We start from the raw sequence: 16,980 nt of genomic DNA on the forward strand, positions 1-16,980 counted from the left end.
TCCCCCTATATTAATTTCTCTGCTACGTATGAAGCAAATACATCTAATGCTACTTCTTCTTGTTCGCCTGTTGCCATATCTTTTAAGTTGATGATACCTTTATCTAACTCATCTTCCCCTAATACAGCTACAAATTTCGCTTTTAGACGATCTGCTGATTTAAATTGTGCCTTCATTTTGCGATCTAAATAATCTTTTTCAACTGATAATCCAGCTTTACGAAGATCAAACGCAACTTTTGCAGCATGGTCTTTTGCTTTTTCACCAAGCGCTACAACGTAACAATCAATGCTATGTTCGATTGGCAATTCAATGTTTTCAGCTTTTAGTGCCATAATTAAACGTTCAATACTCATCGCAAAACCGATACCTGGCATTTCTGGTCCACCGATTTCTTGTACAAGTCCGTTGTAACGTCCACCACCGCTTAATGTAGTAATAGCACCGAAACCTTCTGCCTCACTCATAATTTCAAATACAGTGTGTTGGTAGTAGTCTAAACCACGTACTAAGTTCGGATCTTTTTCAAATGGAACATCCATCATCGTTAATAGTTCTTGAACTTTTTCGTAGTATACTGCTGAATCTTCGTTTAAGTATTCTGTAATAGATGGTGCTCTTCCCATTAATTCATGGTTACGGTCCTTCTTACAATCTAAAATACGAAGAGGGTTCTTTTCTAAACGAGATTGACAGTCAGAACAGAATTCGCCGATACGTGGCTCAAAGTGTGCGATTAATGCATCACGGTGTGCTTGACGGCTTGCTGCATCACCTAAGCTGTTTAATACAACTTTAATATTTTTTAAGCCCATGCCGCGGTAAAACTCTACAGCAAGTGCAATTACTTCTGCATCAATTGCAGGATCGTTACTGCCGATTGCTTCAATACCAAATTGTACGAATTGACGATAGCGACCTGCTTGCGGTCTTTCGTAACGGAACATTTGGCCGATATAGTATAATTTCGTCGGTTGTGTTGCGTCACCGAACATTTTATTTTCAACGTAAGAACGTACAACAGGTGCAGTACCTTCTGGACGTAATGTTAAACTACGCTCTCCACGATCTTGGAATGAGTACATTTCTTTTTGTACGATATCTGTCGTATCACCAACACCACGTAAAAATAGCTCAGTGTGTTCAAAAATTGGTGTACGAATTTCTTTGTAATTGTAACGACGGCAAATTTCGCGTGCTTGCCCTTCGATATACTGCCATAACTCAACAGTACCTGGAAGAATATCTTGCGTTCCGCGTGGGATTTGAATAGACATATTCAGTTCCTCCTCAAATTGTTTTAATCTTAATAAAAATAAAAAAACTCCCGCCTCTACTGTTTGAACAGTAGGGACGAGAGTATTATACCCGTGGTGCCACCCTAATTGAAGCACGTATGCTTCCACTTTTTTAATAACGCTTAAATGTGCGTTCATCCCTACTAAGCGTATACGCCGTTCAAGTTGAAACCTCTAGAGTGTCATTCAATCAGTCATCATGTAGAAATGTTTTCAGCCTAAGACATTTCTTCTCTTTCCATGTGTGTCTCATTTACTCTTCTCTATCAAAGGTTATATTCATATGTAAATATAAAATTACTATACGTTTGTTCAGTAGGATTGTCAAGTGCTCTAAGAGCGTTCAATCTGCTTCTTTAGACGCTTTACATCTTGAAGAGAAATGCCAAACTCAGAAGCAAGCTCCATTGAAGTATTGTTTTGCTCTTTTGAAATAAAATCATGAAAATTTACGTTAAACAGTTGATTTGCACCATTTGTAACAGAATGCCCTTTTTCATTCATACGCATACGTATATCCCTCACATTCAATATGGATGTTTTACTTTTTATTGTTCCATATTGATTAGAGAGTTATACATAAACGAAAAAGCTATTGACTCAAAATAAACATTAGTATTGGATTTATAACAATGAGCTAGTCCACTTGCTAGCATATGATGCTTCAAATAATATAACGATACGATACAATACCTACCCCAATTACGAGAATTTCTAACATTACATGTAATACAACTTGCGCGGCCATTTCTTCTATAGGAAGTAAAGCATACATTAAATTACTTCTACACTCTGATTCAATATACGGACCAATGCCTCTGGATTAGTTTCCATTACCCAATGCCCACCAACTTCAATAGAAAAAACCTCCCATTTTCTATCTCTTGCTTTTTTTGCTGATTCTAAAAAGATAGACGTCATTGGCCAATGTTCTGGATTATCCTTTACTTCTACGTATATATGCGGTATACATTGTGCTTTAGAGTTTTTTATTTCAACCGATTGTGTAAAAGCCAACAATGGCATCGCTGATTTTCTCTCATCTATTGTATTTCTAGGAAGAACACGCCATCCCTCCCCGTATACTTTTACTTCTTCTATAAAATGCGCGGCCATTTCCGGTCCAGAAATATCCATAACAGAATCACCATCTTCCGGAAGCATTGCATCCACGTATACTAGCTCCTTAATGAACTCGGGAATTACTTCTGCCACCCCTGTAATTACCATACCAGAATAACTATGTCCTACCAAAATTACATCTTTTAGACCCTGATATTTGATAGTATTAACAATGTCTTGAATAAATGTCTTCAACCCTATATTAGGTTGCATAAGATGTGTTCGTTCCCCAAGTCCAGTTAATGTAGGAGTATATACACTATGACCCTCTTCCCTTAAAAGTTCAGCTAGTTTTTTCCAAACATAACCGCCATCCCATGCTCCATGAACGAGTACAAATGTTTCCATAAGTTTTACCTCCCATAATCCCCCGATTATATCGTTTATTTTCTTAACTATCATAACAATAATTAACAAAATATACCATTAAAAACCATAAAAGAAGAGAGGGGCTCATCCCCTCTCTTCTTGCAACACTATTTACTTTCCACAATTAAGGTAACCGGACCATCATTGATTAAAGAAACATCCATCATTGCTCCGAACTTCCCTGTTTCTACATGCAATCCTTGCTTACGTACTTCTTCATTAAAGAAATCATATAAACGCTCTGCATAGTCAGGTTTAGCTGCATCCATAAAGTTTGGACGTCTTCCCTTGCGGCAATCTCCGTATAATGTGAATTGCGAAATGGATAGAACTTGTCCTTCTACATCAAGTACAGAATGGTTCATCTTTCCGCTCTCATCTTCAAAAATACGTAAGTTCGCAATTTTTTCTGCAATGTAAGTTGCATCTTTTTCTGTATCTTCATGCGTAATGCCAACTAGTAATGTTAAACCGAACGGAATTTGTCCTACGATCTCACCGTCTACTGTGACAGACGCTTCTTTTGATCGTTGTAAAACAACTCTCATCTTTTCTACACTCCCTATTAATGCATCATGCGTCGTACTGCATAAATTTCTGGGACACGTTTAATGCGTTCTACTACTTTTTTCAAGTGCTGTAAGTTACGAATAGAGATTGACATATTAATTGTTGCCATCTTATTACGGTCACTTCTACCAGAAACTGCTGAAATGTACGTTTTCGTCTCTGTAACAGCTTGTAATACTTCGTTTAATAAACCACGGCGATCGTACCCTGAAATTTCAATATCAACGTTATACTCAATTTCTTTTTCAGGGCTACCTTCCCACTCTACTTCTAATAAACGTTCTATAGCTTCTTCTGTATGAACATTTACACAGTCACGGCGGTGAATCGATACGCCTCGGCCTTTCGTAATATACCCAACGATATCATCACCAGGTACTGGGTTACAGCATTTTGATAAACGAATTAATAAATTATCTGCACCACTTACTTTAACGCCAGAATCCCATTTTCGAATTTTCATCGGTTTACGAACTTCTTTAACTTCAACAATCTCTTCTTCTTCACGTTGCTTACGGAACTTGTCCGTTAGTCGCGTAACAATTTGCGATGCAGTGATACCATTATATCCAACTGCCGCAAACATATCTTCTTCATTTGCAAAGTTGAATTTTTCAGCAACTCGTTTTAAATTGTCAGGCGCTAACACTTCTTTCATCTCATACTCTAGGCTACGCACTTCTTTCTCAACAAGTTCACGGCCTTTTTCAATATTTTCATCTCTACGTTGTTTCTTAAAGAACTGACGTATTTTGTTTTTTGCATGAGATGTTTGAGCAAGTTTCACCCAATCTTGACTTGGTCCATACGAATGTTTCGATGTTAAAATCTCAATGATGTCACCTGTTTTTAATTTATAGTCAAGTGTCACCATTTTCCCGTTTACTTTTGCACCAATTGTTTTATTCCCAATCTCTGAATGCACACGATATGCAAAGTCAATTGGAACAGATCCAAGTGGTAATTCCATTACATCGCCTTTCGGTGTAAAGACGAATACCATGTCAGAGAATAAATCAATTTTTAACGACTCCATAAACTCTTCTGCATTAGAAGCTTCATTTTGCCATTCTAATATTTGACGGAACCATGTAAGTTTCTTCTCTAATGTACCTGTTGTTTCTGCTGTTTTTCCTTCTTTATACGCCCAGTGTGCCGCGATCCCGAATTCTGCAATCTCATGCATTTCTTTCGTACGAATTTGCACTTCAAGCGGATCACCTTTCGGTCCAATTACAGTCGTATGAAGAGATTGATATAGATTTGCTTTCGGCATTGCAATATAATCTTTAAAACGACCTGGCATCGGCTTCCAGCACGTATGAATAATTCCAAGTACTGCATAACAATCTTTAATACTATTTACAACGACACGTACAGCTAATAAATCGTAAATTTCATTGAACTGTTTATTTTGCAGTGCCATTTTACGATAAATACTGTAAATATGTTTTGGTCTTCCAGAAATTTCAGGTTGAATTGCAACTTCGTCTAATTTCTCACGAATACCAGTCATTACTTCGTCTAAATACTCTTCACGTTCTGCACGTTTACGCTTCATTAAATTTACAATACGATAATATTGCTGTGGATTTAAGTAGCGAAGTGACGTATCCTCTAGCTCCCATTTAATAGTACTAATTCCGAGTCTATGTGCTAAAGGCGCAAAGATTTCTAACGTTTCATTCGCAATGCGACGCTGCTTCTCTTGAGGCAAATGTTTCAATGTACGCATGTTATGAAGACGATCAGCTAGTTTAATTAAAATAACTCGAATATCTTGAGCCATTGCAATAAACATTTTGCGATGGTTTTCTGCTTGTTGTTGCTCATGAGATTTATATTTAATCTTTCCAAGCTTTGTCACACCATCAACAAGCATAGCAATTTCTTTATTAAATTCCCGTTCAATATCTTCTAATGTAATCTCTGTATCTTCTACTACATCATGTAAGAAACCTGCTGATACTGTAGCTGGATCCATGTGTAAATCAACTAAAATACCTGCAACTTGAATTGGATGAATAATGTATGGTTCACCCGATTTTCTGTATTGTTCGCTATGCGCATCGCGTGCATATTCATAGGCACGTGCTACTAGCTCAATATCTTCATCCACTAAATATTGACTTGCTTTCTCGAGTACCTGTTCAGCTGTTAGTACCTGCTCATTTGCCATCGAATCACCTTTTATTGAAAATTGACTTTATCTTTATTAAATAGAATAAATTATATTCTATCATTATAACCCAATGATTGTGAATTGTGAAAAGGAAAAGATTTTACTGACATTTCACCATAATTTTTTGTTCAATTATACAAAAGTACCCGCTCCTCTCCAAGAGATTCACGGGTACTTCTTATCACCGTAGTTTTACCTATATAGCGATTAGTATTTTTCTAATACTAATACATCGTAACCATCTAACATTTTACGACCATCTAAGTAAGTAAGTTCTACTAAGAATGCAATTCCTGCTACAACTCCGCCTAGCTCTTCAACTAGCTTAATTGTCGCTTCGATTGTTCCACCTGTAGCTAATAGATCATCTGTAATTAATACGCGTTGGCCTGGCTTAATTGCATCTTTATGGATTGTTAAAACATCTTTACCATATTCTTTACCGTAGTCAACTGTAATTACTTCACGTGGTAATTTTCCTAATTTACGAACTGGCGCAAATCCTACTTCTAATGCGTAAGAAACTGGGCAACCAATAATAAAGCCACGAGCTTCTGGACCTACTACAAGGTCGATGTCTCTCTCTTTTGCATACTCAACGATTGCATCTGTTGCTGCTTTGTATGCTTTACCGTCGTTCATTAACGGTGTAATGTCTTTAAACACAATACCTTCTTTTGGATAGTCCGGTACAATTGCGATATGTTGCTTGAAATCCATATTTCTGAATCCTCCTCAGATCTAAAAGGTTTGTAAATACAAATCCTTTACCCTAACTGTTCTACTTCTTTATGATTACGAATCGTTTCAAACCATGTATATAGTTGCTGATATGTGCTATAAACCAATTCTTTTTCTAATTGTAAGTGGTTCATTTTCTCACGATATGTGTTCGATTCAATTAAATCACGCTTTTGTTTTTTGTCTGCCATAAAAATGACGCCATCTTTTATTGTAACAAATTCTAACTCAAAAAACACCTGTGTCATGAAATTTACTGTATCTTTTGACCAACCTTTATGTTGACATAGTTGTTCTCCATATTGCCTTAAAGAAAATGGTGATTTTTGGCTCAAGAATGAATAGTACCATTTAAAGTGATCCCTCGTTGGAACAGTGCTAAATAAATGATTATTCTCTTGATAAAATAGCGTATAAATTCGCGACGGGAACCCAACTTTAAATAGATCTCGTAATTCATCTGTTCCTTTTGGTAAATCAAGTAACACGATGTATTGCTCATCTAACTCGGTTACTTCTGATGCATGCATCATATGCTCTTTATAGTCTTCTAAAGAAAATTTATTCAATACCTCTTTAGAAAAATACAACATCGTGATTTTTTCTTTCGGAAGTTCTGCTAAATTTGCTTCTACGTTACGCATACTACGCCAATCAAATAATTGCCATGCCTCTACAGCAATATCTTGCACCATTAATTGCGGCTTCTTAAAATTATTCCATTCATTGATAGACGCTTCTCCTATTACAGATACTTTTGCAACTGGAGAAATTTCTTTCGCATACGCACCAAAACCGAATCCAATTGTATCCAATGTTGCTTGTCCATCACGAAGAGACATCTTTAAATGAGAACCGTCTGATCCGATTGCACGAATACTTTCTAACTCCGCATCTTTCACTGCAATACGTGGCTTTGGATTTCCAACACCAAATGGTGCTAACTTTTGCATATCTTCAATTGCTGCAAGTGTTACGTCCTCCACTTTGCAAAAAGCATCGACAGCTGTAATTGGAATAAAATCTTCTTCCGTTAAAATTGTATCTGCCTGTTCATTTAAACGGCGGCGTAATTCATCTACATCATTCATATGTAGCGTCATTCCCGCTGCCATCGGATGTCCTCCGAAGTGTGGCAATAACTCTCTACAATCTGACAAGTTTGCAAACAAATCAAATCCTGCAATACTACGCGCTGAACCTTTTGCAGTTTCTTTTACAGGATCAATGCATAATACAATCGTTGGACGATAAAAACGTTCAACTAATTTAGAAGCGACAATTCCAATTACACCTGGATTCCATCCTTCTTTTGCAAGCACTAATACTTTATTATCTTCAGGAGGGAAATTCGTTTCCACTTCAGCGATAGCTTCTTCTGTAATTTGTTTTACAATATCTTTTCGCAGTTTGTTCAGCTCATCAATTTCTTCAGCCAGCTCTTTCGCTTCTTCGGGATCCTCTGATAATAAAAGATGTACAGCCGGCGTAGCATCTTCTAAACGTCCAACTGCATTAATACGAGGTGCGATTGAGAAGCCAATACTCTCTTCTGTAATTTCACTTTGCGAAACGTTAGCAACTTTAAATAGCGCCTTTAGTCCAATATTTTTCGTCATGCGCATATGTTTTAAACCGCGCTTCACTAGCAATCTATTCTCACCGTGAAGTGATACTAAATCGGCTACCGTACCAATTACTGCAATTTCTAATAAATGTTCTGGTACACGGCCTAGTAGTGCATGTGCAACTTTAAACGCAACACCAACGCCCGCTAAATAGTGAAACGGATACACACCGCCATCTAATTTCGGGTGAATAATCGTAAGTGCTTCTGGCAATTCTGGTGGTGGCTCATGGTGATCTGTAATAATTAGATCTATCCCAAGTTCCTTCGCCACTTTCGCTTCATGTACAGCTGCGATACCAGTATCGACAGTAATAATTAATGAGAATCCTGCGCTATGCGCCCAACGAAATGCTTCTTCGTTTGGTCCATAACCTTCTGTAAAACGGTTTGGGATATAAAATTCTACGTCTGCACCTAATTCTTGCAAGGCAAGATATAACACAGTCGTACTACTTACTCCGTCCGCATCGTAGTCACCAAATATTAATATTTGCTCTCCATTTTGAATCGCCTTATTTACACGTTCTACCGTTCTATCCATTCCTTCTAATAAAAATGGATCATGAAATTCTTGATTTTCTGTATTTAAAAAATCTAAAATCTTATCTTCTGTATCTAATCCTCTACCGAGGAATAACGAAACGACAAGTGGTGATAATTGTAATTTACTTGCTAATTCACTCACTCGCTCGCCATTATATTCTTTTTCTTTCCAACGCGTCTTCGGTTGTAACACGAAATCACCCCTTAACCTGTTCATTATACAAGACAGATTAAGGGGTGACAATATCATGCAAACTACGATGCAATATCTATATACTAAAATGTTAATAATGTTTAATTTGGAGAATACGGATTTATATGTACAAACACATTTTGTACGTTATCTTGTTTCATAAGCGTTTCTTTCACATGCTTTCCAATGCGATGCCCTTCTTCTACAGTAATGTATGGATCTACAGAAACTTTAATATCAACAATAACATAATGACCATGTTCCCTTGCGTATAAAGAACCAATTTTTTTTACACCATCTATTTGAAGTACTGCTTCTCTAAGCGGAATAACATCTTCCTCATGAAGAACATGATCAAGCGTTGCATGAATTGCTTCTGCCCCAATACTCCATGCCATTTTTGCAACGAGAAGTGAAACAAATAATCCTGCAATTGGATCGGCATACACAAGCCAATCTAACCCGAACTTACCACCAATAATCGCTGCACAAATACCGATTAAAGCTGCAATTGAAGAAAACACATCTGAACGGTGCTCATATGCATTTGCAATAATTGCATCACTATTTACCCTTTTCCCTAATCGGAATTTATATTGAAACATTCCTTCTTTCACGATAATTGAAAGAACGACAGCAAAAATTGTAATCCCTTTCGGCGGTTCTAGTTCCTGTGAAAAAGCTTTTATGGACGAAATCGCTATCTCGATTCCCACAATAAATAATAATACTGCAACAATAATCGCTGAAATCGATTCCGCTTTACCATGACCATACGGATGATCTTCATCGGGCGGCTGCTTTGCTGCTCGTAACCCAAACAGTACAGCTAGCGAACCAATTACATCTGATGCAGAATGCACCGCATCTGCTAATAGCGCTTTACTGTTCCCAATATAACCAATTACCGCCTTTATAATCGCTAATATAATATTACCAACGATCCCGACAATAGCACCAAACTCGGCCTGTTTAAAACGTTCATCTTTTTCCATCATTAAAATCCCTTCTTTTCTTAACCTATCTTTTTATTGTAACAAAAACAGCGATAACATCACCACTTTCTTCCATTTCATCATTTCAAAGTAACTATCTTATTGTATCCACAAACGAAAAAAGAGATGCCTCATAAAGAGACATCATCTTTTTTATACTTGCGGTTCAGATTCTACTTTCTCAACCTTTTTCTTGTTTTTGCCCTTTTTCAAACGACGGTTTTCAAGCATTAACCAAATTTGAGAAGCAACGAAAACAGAAGAATACGTACCTACAACTAGTCCAACAAGTAACGCAAACGAGAAGTTACGTAGTGACTCACTACCGAAGATAAGCAGTGCAATTACTGGGAATAACACTGTTAATACGGTGTTAATCGAACGACCAAGCGTTTGGCGAATACTTGCATTTACGATTTCTTCTAAGTCTTTTATATCGCGAACTCGTTTTTTCTGTTTGTATAATTCACGGTTTCTATCAAACGTAACAATTGAGTCATTAATAGAATAACCGATGATTGTTAACACGGCAGCGATAAACGTTAAGTCTACCTCCAATTGGAAAATACTAAATATAACAATCATAACGAATGCATCATGTAATAATGCAAGCACTGCAGATAATGCGTACGTAAATCGGAATCGAATACTTACGTATAAAATGATAACTGCAGAAGCAATTAATACTGCGATAAATGCATTTCTTGCAATTTCTTTACCAATTGTCGGCGAAACTGTACTTACGTTTGGATCTGTACCATATTTATCGTGGAAGAATGTTTTTGTTTTCGCAATTTCATCTTTTGATAGAACACCTAATGTACGAACTGCGAATCCCTTATTGTCATCTCCAGTCGGTACAATGTTTTCTTCCTTCACGTCAATGTTCAATTCTTTAAAATCTTTATGAACATCAGACACAGTAACTGATTGTTTTGATTGCAGGTCGATACGTGTACCACTCGCAAAGTCAATACCAAGATTCATTTTGAAAATTGGTAAAATAATTGCACCTGCAATTACAACTACAATCGAGAAGATAAGGAATTTATGACCGACATTTACAAAGTTAATACGATCAAATTTCGTTGGTGGATGTACTACACCTTTTGTTAACGGAATAATATCCTTTTGTTTCACACCAAAGTATCCTGGTTTTTTATCGAAGTAACGGCTCTTTACAAGTAAACTTAGTAAGAAACGAGTACCGAATACGTTCGTAATAAAACCGACTAAAATACTTACAATTAAACTTGTTGCGAATCCTTTTACAGAGCTATTACCGTAAACGAATAATACACCAGCTGCTGCAAGTGTTGTAATGTTCGCATCTAAAATTGTTGCTAATGAACGATGGTTACCAGCACGGAATGCTGACATCATTGACTTACCAATTTTCAGTTCTTCTTTTAGTCTCTCGTACGTAATAATATTCGCATCAACTGCGATACCTACCCCGAGCACTAACGCTGCAATACCTGGCAACGTCAGAACTGCATGCATCCAGTTAAAGACAAGTAATGTAACGAAAATGTATAAACCTAACATAATAACCGCTACAAGTCCTGGTAAACGGTAGAATACAAGCATAAATAAGAAAATAAGAGCGATACCAATCGCACTAGCGAAAATTGTTTGCTCTAACGCTTGTTGACCAAATTTCGCTCCAACAGATGTTGAATACATTTCTTTTAAATCAACCGGCAGTGCACCTGCGTTTAATAAAGATGAAAGTTGTTTTGCACTTTCAACTGTGAAGTTTCCACCTACGATAGATACTTCAGCTTGGTTAAATACTTGACTTACTGTTGCTGCTGATAAGAATTTCGGATTCGGTTTTGCAGATTCTGCTTTATACGAATCTTTTCCTTCTTCAAAATCAAGCCAAATTACCATTAAATTCGTTGGTGGTGGCATTTTTGAAATTTTCTCAGTTACTTCACGGAATTTTTCAGCGCTTTTTAGTGTAAGACCTACACTCGCACGGCCTTGCTCATCAAATGTTTGCTTCGCTCCGCCACCTTTTAAATCCGTTCCATCCATAAGAAGATTGTCATCTACATCACGAAATGTTAATTTCGCTTGTGTTGATAACATTTCACGTGCTTTTTGCTGATCTTGTACACCAGCAAGCTGTACACGAATTCGATCTTGCCCTTCGATTTGAATGTTCGGCTCACTTACACCGAGAACATTGACACGATTTTCAAGAGCACCTACTGTACTTACAAGTACATCTCGATCGATTTTATCACCTTTTTTGGCTGGTTTTACTTCATACAGAATTTCAAAACCACCGCGAAGGTCTAGTCCTAGACTAATTCCTTTTGCTATGTCTTTTCCTGCCGCACCAATTACTCCACCGATTAATAAAACGATGAGGAAAAAGGCGGCAATTCTTGTACCACGCTTTGCCATATGTACCCTCTTTCCGCTACTAACACTTCAAATAAATCTTTTACGATTCACTTTTACACGTGTGCATACGCCTAGTTAGTAGACTTCCTTTCTATAATTTTGCTAGTTCCTCACCAGCTGTGTCGGTAAGTTTTTCACATTACCTACACTTTCATTATTTGTTTTCTCTCTTCACTACCTCCTTTATATATGATCTTAGACATAATTATTTCCTCATTATCAATACCTATCATTATACTGCAAAAGGAAGAACAAACCAATTGCAGTCGGTTATTTATTTTCATATTCATCAAATGACCAAAGCGGGGCTTGATATGCTTCAACAGTTAAATACGTCATATATTCATTAGCTGTTACTGTTAATACGTCATTAACTAATTCATACAATCTAACGTCACTGTCTATCTTCTTCCACTTTTTCACTTTAAGAAACTTCCAAATGTCATCATCTGTTACTCGGTCGTAGCCGAACATTTGGAACTCTTCTACTTTACTTTCTAAAACGACTTGTAACTGTCCGCGGTATGATTCTACCAAAGCCTCTCTATCTAACATATATAACATCTCCTTCTTATTTCAGCACGAAAAGTCGCTTTTAATCCCGCTCTAATGGACAGCAATAACTACTTTCAAGAGTACTCTCTTAAATGCTTGTCATTCTTGTCTCGTACGTGCATATAAATTATTGTAAATCATTCCACTGATTTTGAGAAGGTAGGAGAAGACCATGACGAGACAAAGCTTTTTAAAAGGCGCATTTATTTTAATGATCGCCGGCTTTATTACCAAAATTCTAGGATTTATTAATCGTATTGTAATGGCACGTATTTTAGGAGAAGAAGGCGTTGGCCTTTATATGATGGCCGTCCCTACATTTATTCTAGCAATTACATTAACACAAATCGGTCTTCCTGTCGCAATCGCAAAATTTGTAGCAGAAGCAGAAGCTGTGAATGATAAACAAAAGGTTAAAAAAATATTAACAGTATCATTAGCTGTTACATCTGTTATTAGTATCATTTTAACAATTGGAATTATGCTCCTCACACCTATTTTAGCAAAAACATTATTAACTGATGAACGAACGTACTATCCATTAATGGCCATTTTGCCTGTCGTTCCTGTTATTGCTGTTTCTTCTGTTTTACGTGGCTATTTCCAAGGGAAACAAAATATGAAACCTAGCGCTTACGCCCAAGTGATAGAACAAATTGTCCGCATTACCATTATCGCTATATGTATTCAATTATTTTTACCTTACGGCGTAGAATATGCTGCAGCTGGTGCTATGTTATCAGCCGTTCTCGGTGAAGTGGCATCGTTATTATTTTTACTCACTTTATTCCAGCGTGAAAAACATTTATCTATACGCTCTGGATTTTTCACTACTGTAAAGGAAAGCAAGGGGACATTTTATTCTCTTATGGATATTGCACTTCCAACTACAGGAAGTCGTTTAATCGGTTCCGTTTCCTATTTTTTTGAACCTATCGTCGTTATGCAAAGCTTAGCGATTGCCGGCGTTGCTGCCTCCGTCGCAACTCAGCAATACGGTATATTAAACGGGTATGCATTCCCGCTTCTTTCACTACCAGCCTTTATTACATACGCTCTTTCGACAGCACTCGTTCCATCTATTAGCGAGGCAATGGCAAAAAGACAACATAAATTAGTAGAACACCGCTTACAACAAGCTCTTCGAATCTCACTCATTACTGGCGGGTGGTCAGTCGTTATATTATACGTATTTGCTTCTCCTGTTTTAACTCTTATGTATGGATCGGATAGTGCAACAGCGTTCATCCAGCTTCTTGCACCTTGCTTTTTATTTCATTATTTTCAAAGTCCACTTACCTCTGTCTTACAAGCTTTAAACTTAGCACGTGCGGCCATGATGAATACGTTTATTGGTGCAATCGTGAAATTAATTGTTATTTTCGTACTAGCCTCAAGGCCAGAGTTTCAAATGATGGGGGTTGCCCTTGCAATTGCAGCAAATATCGTAACAGTAACATTTCTTCATTATGCTACTGTTTTAAAGAAAATTACATTTACCATTTACGCAAAAGACTATATTTTTGGCGGACTTGCCATCGGTATCGCAGGCTCCTTCGGTTTTTACCTTCATAAGTATATGGTTTTCTCTCATTCACTTGGCATACAAACATTATGGGAAATCACTTTAACAACACTCGTTTATATTGTGCTCCTCTTCATTTTCAAGCTCATTCGAAAAGAAGAGTTAAGTCGTCTCCCTATCATTCGAAAACTTTCATTTTTGAAGTAAATAGGCTTACTATTCCATATAGTAAGCCTCTAGTTTTCTTTCAAATCAACAAAAAATTTTCCATTTTGAAAACTACAGTATAAAATTTGTGTTACATCGTTATAGCCTAAGTTTTTTAATTTTTCAACAAGCCACTCGTCTGTATGTTCAATCATTTGTAAATGATTCGATTGAATTTCGCCATCGATAATAAGAGGAAGAGTAAACTGCAATGCATCCTGCCCGCCTTTTTGTTTTTGAAAGACAGATAACTTCCCAGATGGTTCTAAAATAGCGTATTCTACATCCCGGATGTCTCCAACTCCTTGTTCCCTTAATTGCATCATTAAATCATCTATATTATAACGTTGCTTTCTCATCTTCTTTTCATCAATCTTTCCTGCATTTACAAGAATGGCTGGCTCACCTTCTATTAAATGCCGAAAGCGTTGATACTTTAACGAAATAACTGACAAAATAATTTGTATACACATAAGAAAAGTCATCGGAACTAATTGGTGCCAAAGTGATTTATCGGTATTTTCAATTGCGACTACTGCCATTTCACCAAGCATAATGAATACGACTAAATCTAATACACTTAATTCTCCTATTTCACGTTTACCCATAAGACGAAAAATAATTAAGATGATGATATACAAAAGCATCGTCCGGCCAATGATTGATACCCATTCCATTTTTACATCTCCTTTTTACGTATAGACTCCCCTATAAAAAAGAAAATAGTCTAACTTAGGCAAAAGGAAAATATGCTTGTATTAAAAAGGGGGAATGTATAAATGGATGGAACGAAAAAATTATCAACTGCAATCGGCTTCGGTATCGTTATCCTATTAATTCTCGCAACAGTTACTAGCATGATTATGGCTCTTTTATTAAAATTTACAGATATGAATGAAGGAACATTAGCTGTTACTATTTTTATACTAGCACTTTTATCTATGCTTATATCTGGGTTTACTGCCGGCAAAAAAGCACAAGGGAAAGGTTGGCTAGTAGGCTTCTCAACAGGACTTACATTCACTATACTTGTTTTTCTAGTTAACTATTTAGGCTTCTCTCAAACTTTATCGAACTCGCAGTTACTTTACCAATTAGCATTAATGGGTGCGAGTACACTTGGTGGCATTTTCGGTGTAAATATGTCCAAACAAAATAACTAAAAAAAGGCCCTGCACATTTCATGCAGGGCCTTCCTCATTAGTTTTTCACAACTTCACGAATCGCATTACGATCGAAAGTTAAGTGTGAACCGCCAGATTTAATAACGATTTTCGTCTCATCTACTGATTCGATTGTACCGTGTAAACCACCGATTGTTACGATAGCATCACCTTTTTTTAACTCACTTTGCATTTGAGCAACTGCTTTTTGACGTTTTTGTTGCGGGCGAATTAATAAGAAATAGAAAATCGCAAACATCGCAACGATCATAACGATATTCATCATACCTGGATTCATCTTTTGTTCCTCCTTTTAAATTATGTATTAGAAGTTTTTAGCATTCGGTTTATTAAAGCCATACTGTTCAAAGAATTCTTCGCGGAAATCGCCAAGACGGTCTTCACGAATAGCTTGTCTCACCTGCTCCATTAAGTTTAACAGAAAATGAAGGTTGTGATAAGACGTTAAACGAATTCCGAACGTTTCATCACATTTCATTAAGTGACGAATGTACGCACGAGAATAATTTTTACATGTATAGCAATCACAGTTTGGATCCAGCGGACCGAAGTCTCTTGCGAATTTCGCATTTTTGACAACAAGGCGGCCTTCACTTGTCATACATGTACCATTTCGAGCGATACGAGTTGGAAGTACGCAGTCAAACATATCAATACCACGAATTGCACCATCGATTAACGAGTCAGGAGAACCTACTCCCATTAAGTAACGTGGCTTATTATCTGGAAGAAGTGGCGTTGTAAACTCAAGTACACGGTTCATAATATCTTTCGGCTCACCTACAGATAAACCACCTACCGCGTAACCAGGGAAGTCCATTGAAACAAGGTCTTTTGCACTTTGGCGACGAAGCTCTTCGAACTCCCCACCCTGTACAATACCGAATAAACCTTGATCTTGTGGACGTTCATGTGCTTTTAAGCAACGCTCTGCCCAGCGGCTTGTACGCTCTACAGATTTCTTCATATATTCAAAAGTAGCTGGGAATGGTGGACACTCATCAAATGCCATCATAATATCTGAACCTAATGCATTTTGAATTTCCATCGCTTTTTCTGGTGATAAGAATAATTTATCTCCATTTAAGTGGTTACGGAAATGAACGCCTTCCTCTTCAATGCGACGGAAGTCACTTAAACTGAATACTTGGAAACCACCAGAGTCCGTTAAGATTGCACGATCCCAGTTCATAAATTTATGCAAACCGCCTGCTTCACGAATGATTTCGTGACCTGGACGTAGCCATAAATGATACGTATTACTTAAAATAATGCCAGAATCCATTGCTTTTAATTCTTCTGGTGACATTGTCTTAACTGTTGCAAGCGTACCAACTGGCATAAATGTTGGTGTATCAAATGAACCGTGTGGCGTATGTACACGTCCTAAACGGGCACCTGTTTGTTTACAAGTTTTAATAAATTCATAACGAATTGCTGTCATAATT

The 16,980-nt window shown here is 37.1% G+C and carries 15 protein-coding genes and 1 other annotated feature; of the genes, 2 read left to right on the top strand and 13 right to left on the bottom strand.

Annotated features, from left to right (window positions below; all coding sequences use genetic code 11):
- Window positions 1–5: 5 nt before the first annotated feature.
- The 10 genes from hisS to ACTFR9_RS14475 form a co-directional block, all read right to left on the bottom strand.
- Window positions 6–1,277, bottom strand: coding sequence for a histidine--tRNA ligase (gene hisS / locus ACTFR9_RS14430; RefSeq protein ID WP_229136246.1), 1,272 nt, complete (start codon window positions 1,275–1,277; stop codon window positions 6–8).
- Window positions 1,278–1,346: 69 nt separating this feature from the next.
- Window positions 1,347–1,577: a binding site (T-box leader), on the bottom strand.
- 54 nt (window positions 1,578–1,631) lie between these two features.
- Window positions 1,632–1,808 carry a hypothetical protein gene (locus ACTFR9_RS14435; RefSeq protein ID WP_001242605.1) on the bottom strand — a complete coding sequence of 59 codons (177 nt, stop codon included), beginning with the start codon at window positions 1,806–1,808 and terminating at the stop codon, window positions 1,632–1,634.
- 264 nt (window positions 1,809–2,072) lie between these two features.
- On the bottom strand, window positions 2,073–2,768 hold the full coding sequence (locus ACTFR9_RS14440; protein ID WP_000447391.1) for an alpha/beta fold hydrolase: 696 nt from the start codon (window positions 2,766–2,768) through the stop codon (window positions 2,073–2,075).
- 128 nt (window positions 2,769–2,896) lie between these two features.
- Window positions 2,897–3,337, bottom strand: a complete 441-nt coding sequence (locus tag ACTFR9_RS14445) for a D-tyrosyl-tRNA(Tyr) deacylase (protein ID WP_001266956.1) — start codon at window positions 3,335–3,337, stop codon at window positions 2,897–2,899.
- Window positions 3,338–3,354: 17 nt separating this feature from the next.
- The gene (gene relA, locus ACTFR9_RS14450; protein WP_001262809.1) at window positions 3,355–5,538 is read right to left on the bottom strand and encodes a GTP diphosphokinase; all 2,184 of its coding nucleotides are present in this window, start codon (window positions 5,536–5,538) and stop codon (window positions 3,355–3,357) included.
- Window positions 5,539–5,748: 210 nt separating this feature from the next.
- Window positions 5,749–6,261 (bottom strand): adenine phosphoribosyltransferase, encoded by a 513-nt coding sequence (locus ACTFR9_RS14455; RefSeq protein WP_000346214.1) that lies wholly within the window; start codon window positions 6,259–6,261, stop codon window positions 5,749–5,751.
- 47 nt (window positions 6,262–6,308) lie between these two features.
- Entirely contained in the window at window positions 6,309–8,648 is a 2,340-nt protein-coding gene (recJ, locus tag ACTFR9_RS14460; protein WP_229136247.1) for a single-stranded-DNA-specific exonuclease RecJ, read from the bottom strand.
- 101 nt (window positions 8,649–8,749) lie between these two features.
- Complete coding sequence (locus tag ACTFR9_RS14465) at window positions 8,750–9,643, bottom strand: cation diffusion facilitator family transporter (RefSeq protein WP_033674155.1); 894 nt, start codon at window positions 9,641–9,643, stop codon at window positions 8,750–8,752.
- 153 nt (window positions 9,644–9,796) lie between these two features.
- On the bottom strand, window positions 9,797–12,061 hold the full coding sequence (gene secDF, locus ACTFR9_RS14470) for a protein translocase subunit SecDF (RefSeq protein ID WP_001119080.1): 2,265 nt from the start codon (window positions 12,059–12,061) through the stop codon (window positions 9,797–9,799).
- A 270-nt stretch (window positions 12,062–12,331) separates the two neighbouring features.
- Window positions 12,332–12,616 carry a post-transcriptional regulator gene (locus ACTFR9_RS14475; RefSeq protein ID WP_000886980.1) on the bottom strand — a complete coding sequence of 95 codons (285 nt, stop codon included), beginning with the start codon at window positions 12,614–12,616 and terminating at the stop codon, window positions 12,332–12,334.
- Between the two features lie 172 nt (window positions 12,617–12,788).
- On the opposite strand from ACTFR9_RS14475, the gene spoVB reads away from it, so the two are divergent.
- Window positions 12,789–14,348 (top strand): stage V sporulation protein B, encoded by a 1,560-nt coding sequence (spoVB, locus tag ACTFR9_RS14480; protein WP_000198283.1) that lies wholly within the window; start codon window positions 12,789–12,791, stop codon window positions 14,346–14,348.
- A gap of 29 nt (window positions 14,349–14,377) precedes the next feature.
- Here the strand turns inward: spoVB and ACTFR9_RS14485 are convergent, their stop codons facing one another.
- Window positions 14,378–15,025, bottom strand: coding sequence for a DUF421 domain-containing protein (locus ACTFR9_RS14485; RefSeq protein WP_000455382.1), 648 nt, complete (start codon window positions 15,023–15,025; stop codon window positions 14,378–14,380).
- 102 nt (window positions 15,026–15,127) lie between these two features.
- Between ACTFR9_RS14485 and ACTFR9_RS14490 the strand changes: the two genes are divergently transcribed.
- Window positions 15,128–15,511, top strand: a complete 384-nt coding sequence (locus ACTFR9_RS14490) for a TIGR04086 family membrane protein (RefSeq protein WP_000349147.1) — start codon at window positions 15,128–15,130, stop codon at window positions 15,509–15,511.
- A gap of 37 nt (window positions 15,512–15,548) precedes the next feature.
- Here ACTFR9_RS14490 and yajC read toward each other — a convergent pair whose 3' ends face one another.
- The gene (gene yajC, locus ACTFR9_RS14495) at window positions 15,549–15,809 is read right to left on the bottom strand and encodes a preprotein translocase subunit YajC (protein WP_001068066.1); all 261 of its coding nucleotides are present in this window, start codon (window positions 15,807–15,809) and stop codon (window positions 15,549–15,551) included.
- A gap of 27 nt (window positions 15,810–15,836) precedes the next feature.
- Window positions 15,837–16,976, bottom strand: coding sequence for a tRNA guanosine(34) transglycosylase Tgt (gene tgt / locus ACTFR9_RS14500; RefSeq protein WP_000125362.1), 1,140 nt, complete (start codon window positions 16,974–16,976; stop codon window positions 15,837–15,839).
- Window positions 16,977–16,980 lie beyond the last annotated feature (4 nt).

This window comes from Bacillus cereus group sp. MYBK222-1 (assembly GCF_051916425.1).
GTDB classification, from domain to species: domain Bacteria; phylum Bacillota; class Bacilli; order Bacillales; family Bacillaceae_G; genus Bacillus_A; species Bacillus_A paranthracis.

What these genes read in the sequence shown, in the direction of transcription:
- spoVB (WP_000198283.1), top strand. Translation starts at nt 12,789, where the DNA reads ATGACGAGACAAAGCTTTTTAAAAGGCGCATTTATTTTAATGATCGCC.
- ACTFR9_RS14435 (WP_001242605.1), bottom strand. Translation starts at nt 1,808, where the DNA reads ATGCGTATGAATGAAAAAGGGCATTCTGTTACAAATGGTGCAAATCAA.
- secDF (WP_001119080.1), bottom strand. Translation starts at nt 12,061, where the DNA reads ATGGCAAAGCGTGGTACAAGAATTGCCGCCTTTTTCCTCATCGTTTTA.
- ACTFR9_RS14455 (WP_000346214.1), bottom strand. Translation starts at nt 6,261, where the DNA reads ATGGATTTCAAGCAACATATCGCAATTGTACCGGACTATCCAAAAGAA.
- yajC (WP_001068066.1), bottom strand. Translation starts at nt 15,809, where the DNA reads ATGAATCCAGGTATGATGAATATCGTTATGATCGTTGCGATGTTTGCG.
- ACTFR9_RS14445 (WP_001266956.1), bottom strand. Translation starts at nt 3,337, where the DNA reads ATGAGAGTTGTTTTACAACGATCAAAAGAAGCGTCTGTCACAGTAGAC.
- ACTFR9_RS14475 (WP_000886980.1), bottom strand. Translation starts at nt 12,616, where the DNA reads ATGTTAGATAGAGAGGCTTTGGTAGAATCATACCGCGGACAGTTACAA.
- tgt (WP_000125362.1), bottom strand. Translation starts at nt 16,976, where the DNA reads ATGACAGCAATTCGTTATGAATTTATTAAAACTTGTAAACAAACAGGT.
- ACTFR9_RS14465 (WP_033674155.1), bottom strand. Translation starts at nt 9,643, where the DNA reads ATGGAAAAAGATGAACGTTTTAAACAGGCCGAGTTTGGTGCTATTGTC.
- ACTFR9_RS14440 (WP_000447391.1), bottom strand. Translation starts at nt 2,768, where the DNA reads ATGGAAACATTTGTACTCGTTCATGGAGCATGGGATGGCGGTTATGTT.
- hisS (WP_229136246.1), bottom strand. Translation starts at nt 1,277, where the DNA reads ATGTCTATTCAAATCCCACGCGGAACGCAAGATATTCTTCCAGGTACT.
- ACTFR9_RS14490 (WP_000349147.1), top strand. Translation starts at nt 15,128, where the DNA reads ATGGATGGAACGAAAAAATTATCAACTGCAATCGGCTTCGGTATCGTT.
- ACTFR9_RS14485 (WP_000455382.1), bottom strand. Translation starts at nt 15,025, where the DNA reads ATGGAATGGGTATCAATCATTGGCCGGACGATGCTTTTGTATATCATC.
- relA (WP_001262809.1), bottom strand. Translation starts at nt 5,538, where the DNA reads ATGGCAAATGAGCAGGTACTAACAGCTGAACAGGTACTCGAGAAAGCA.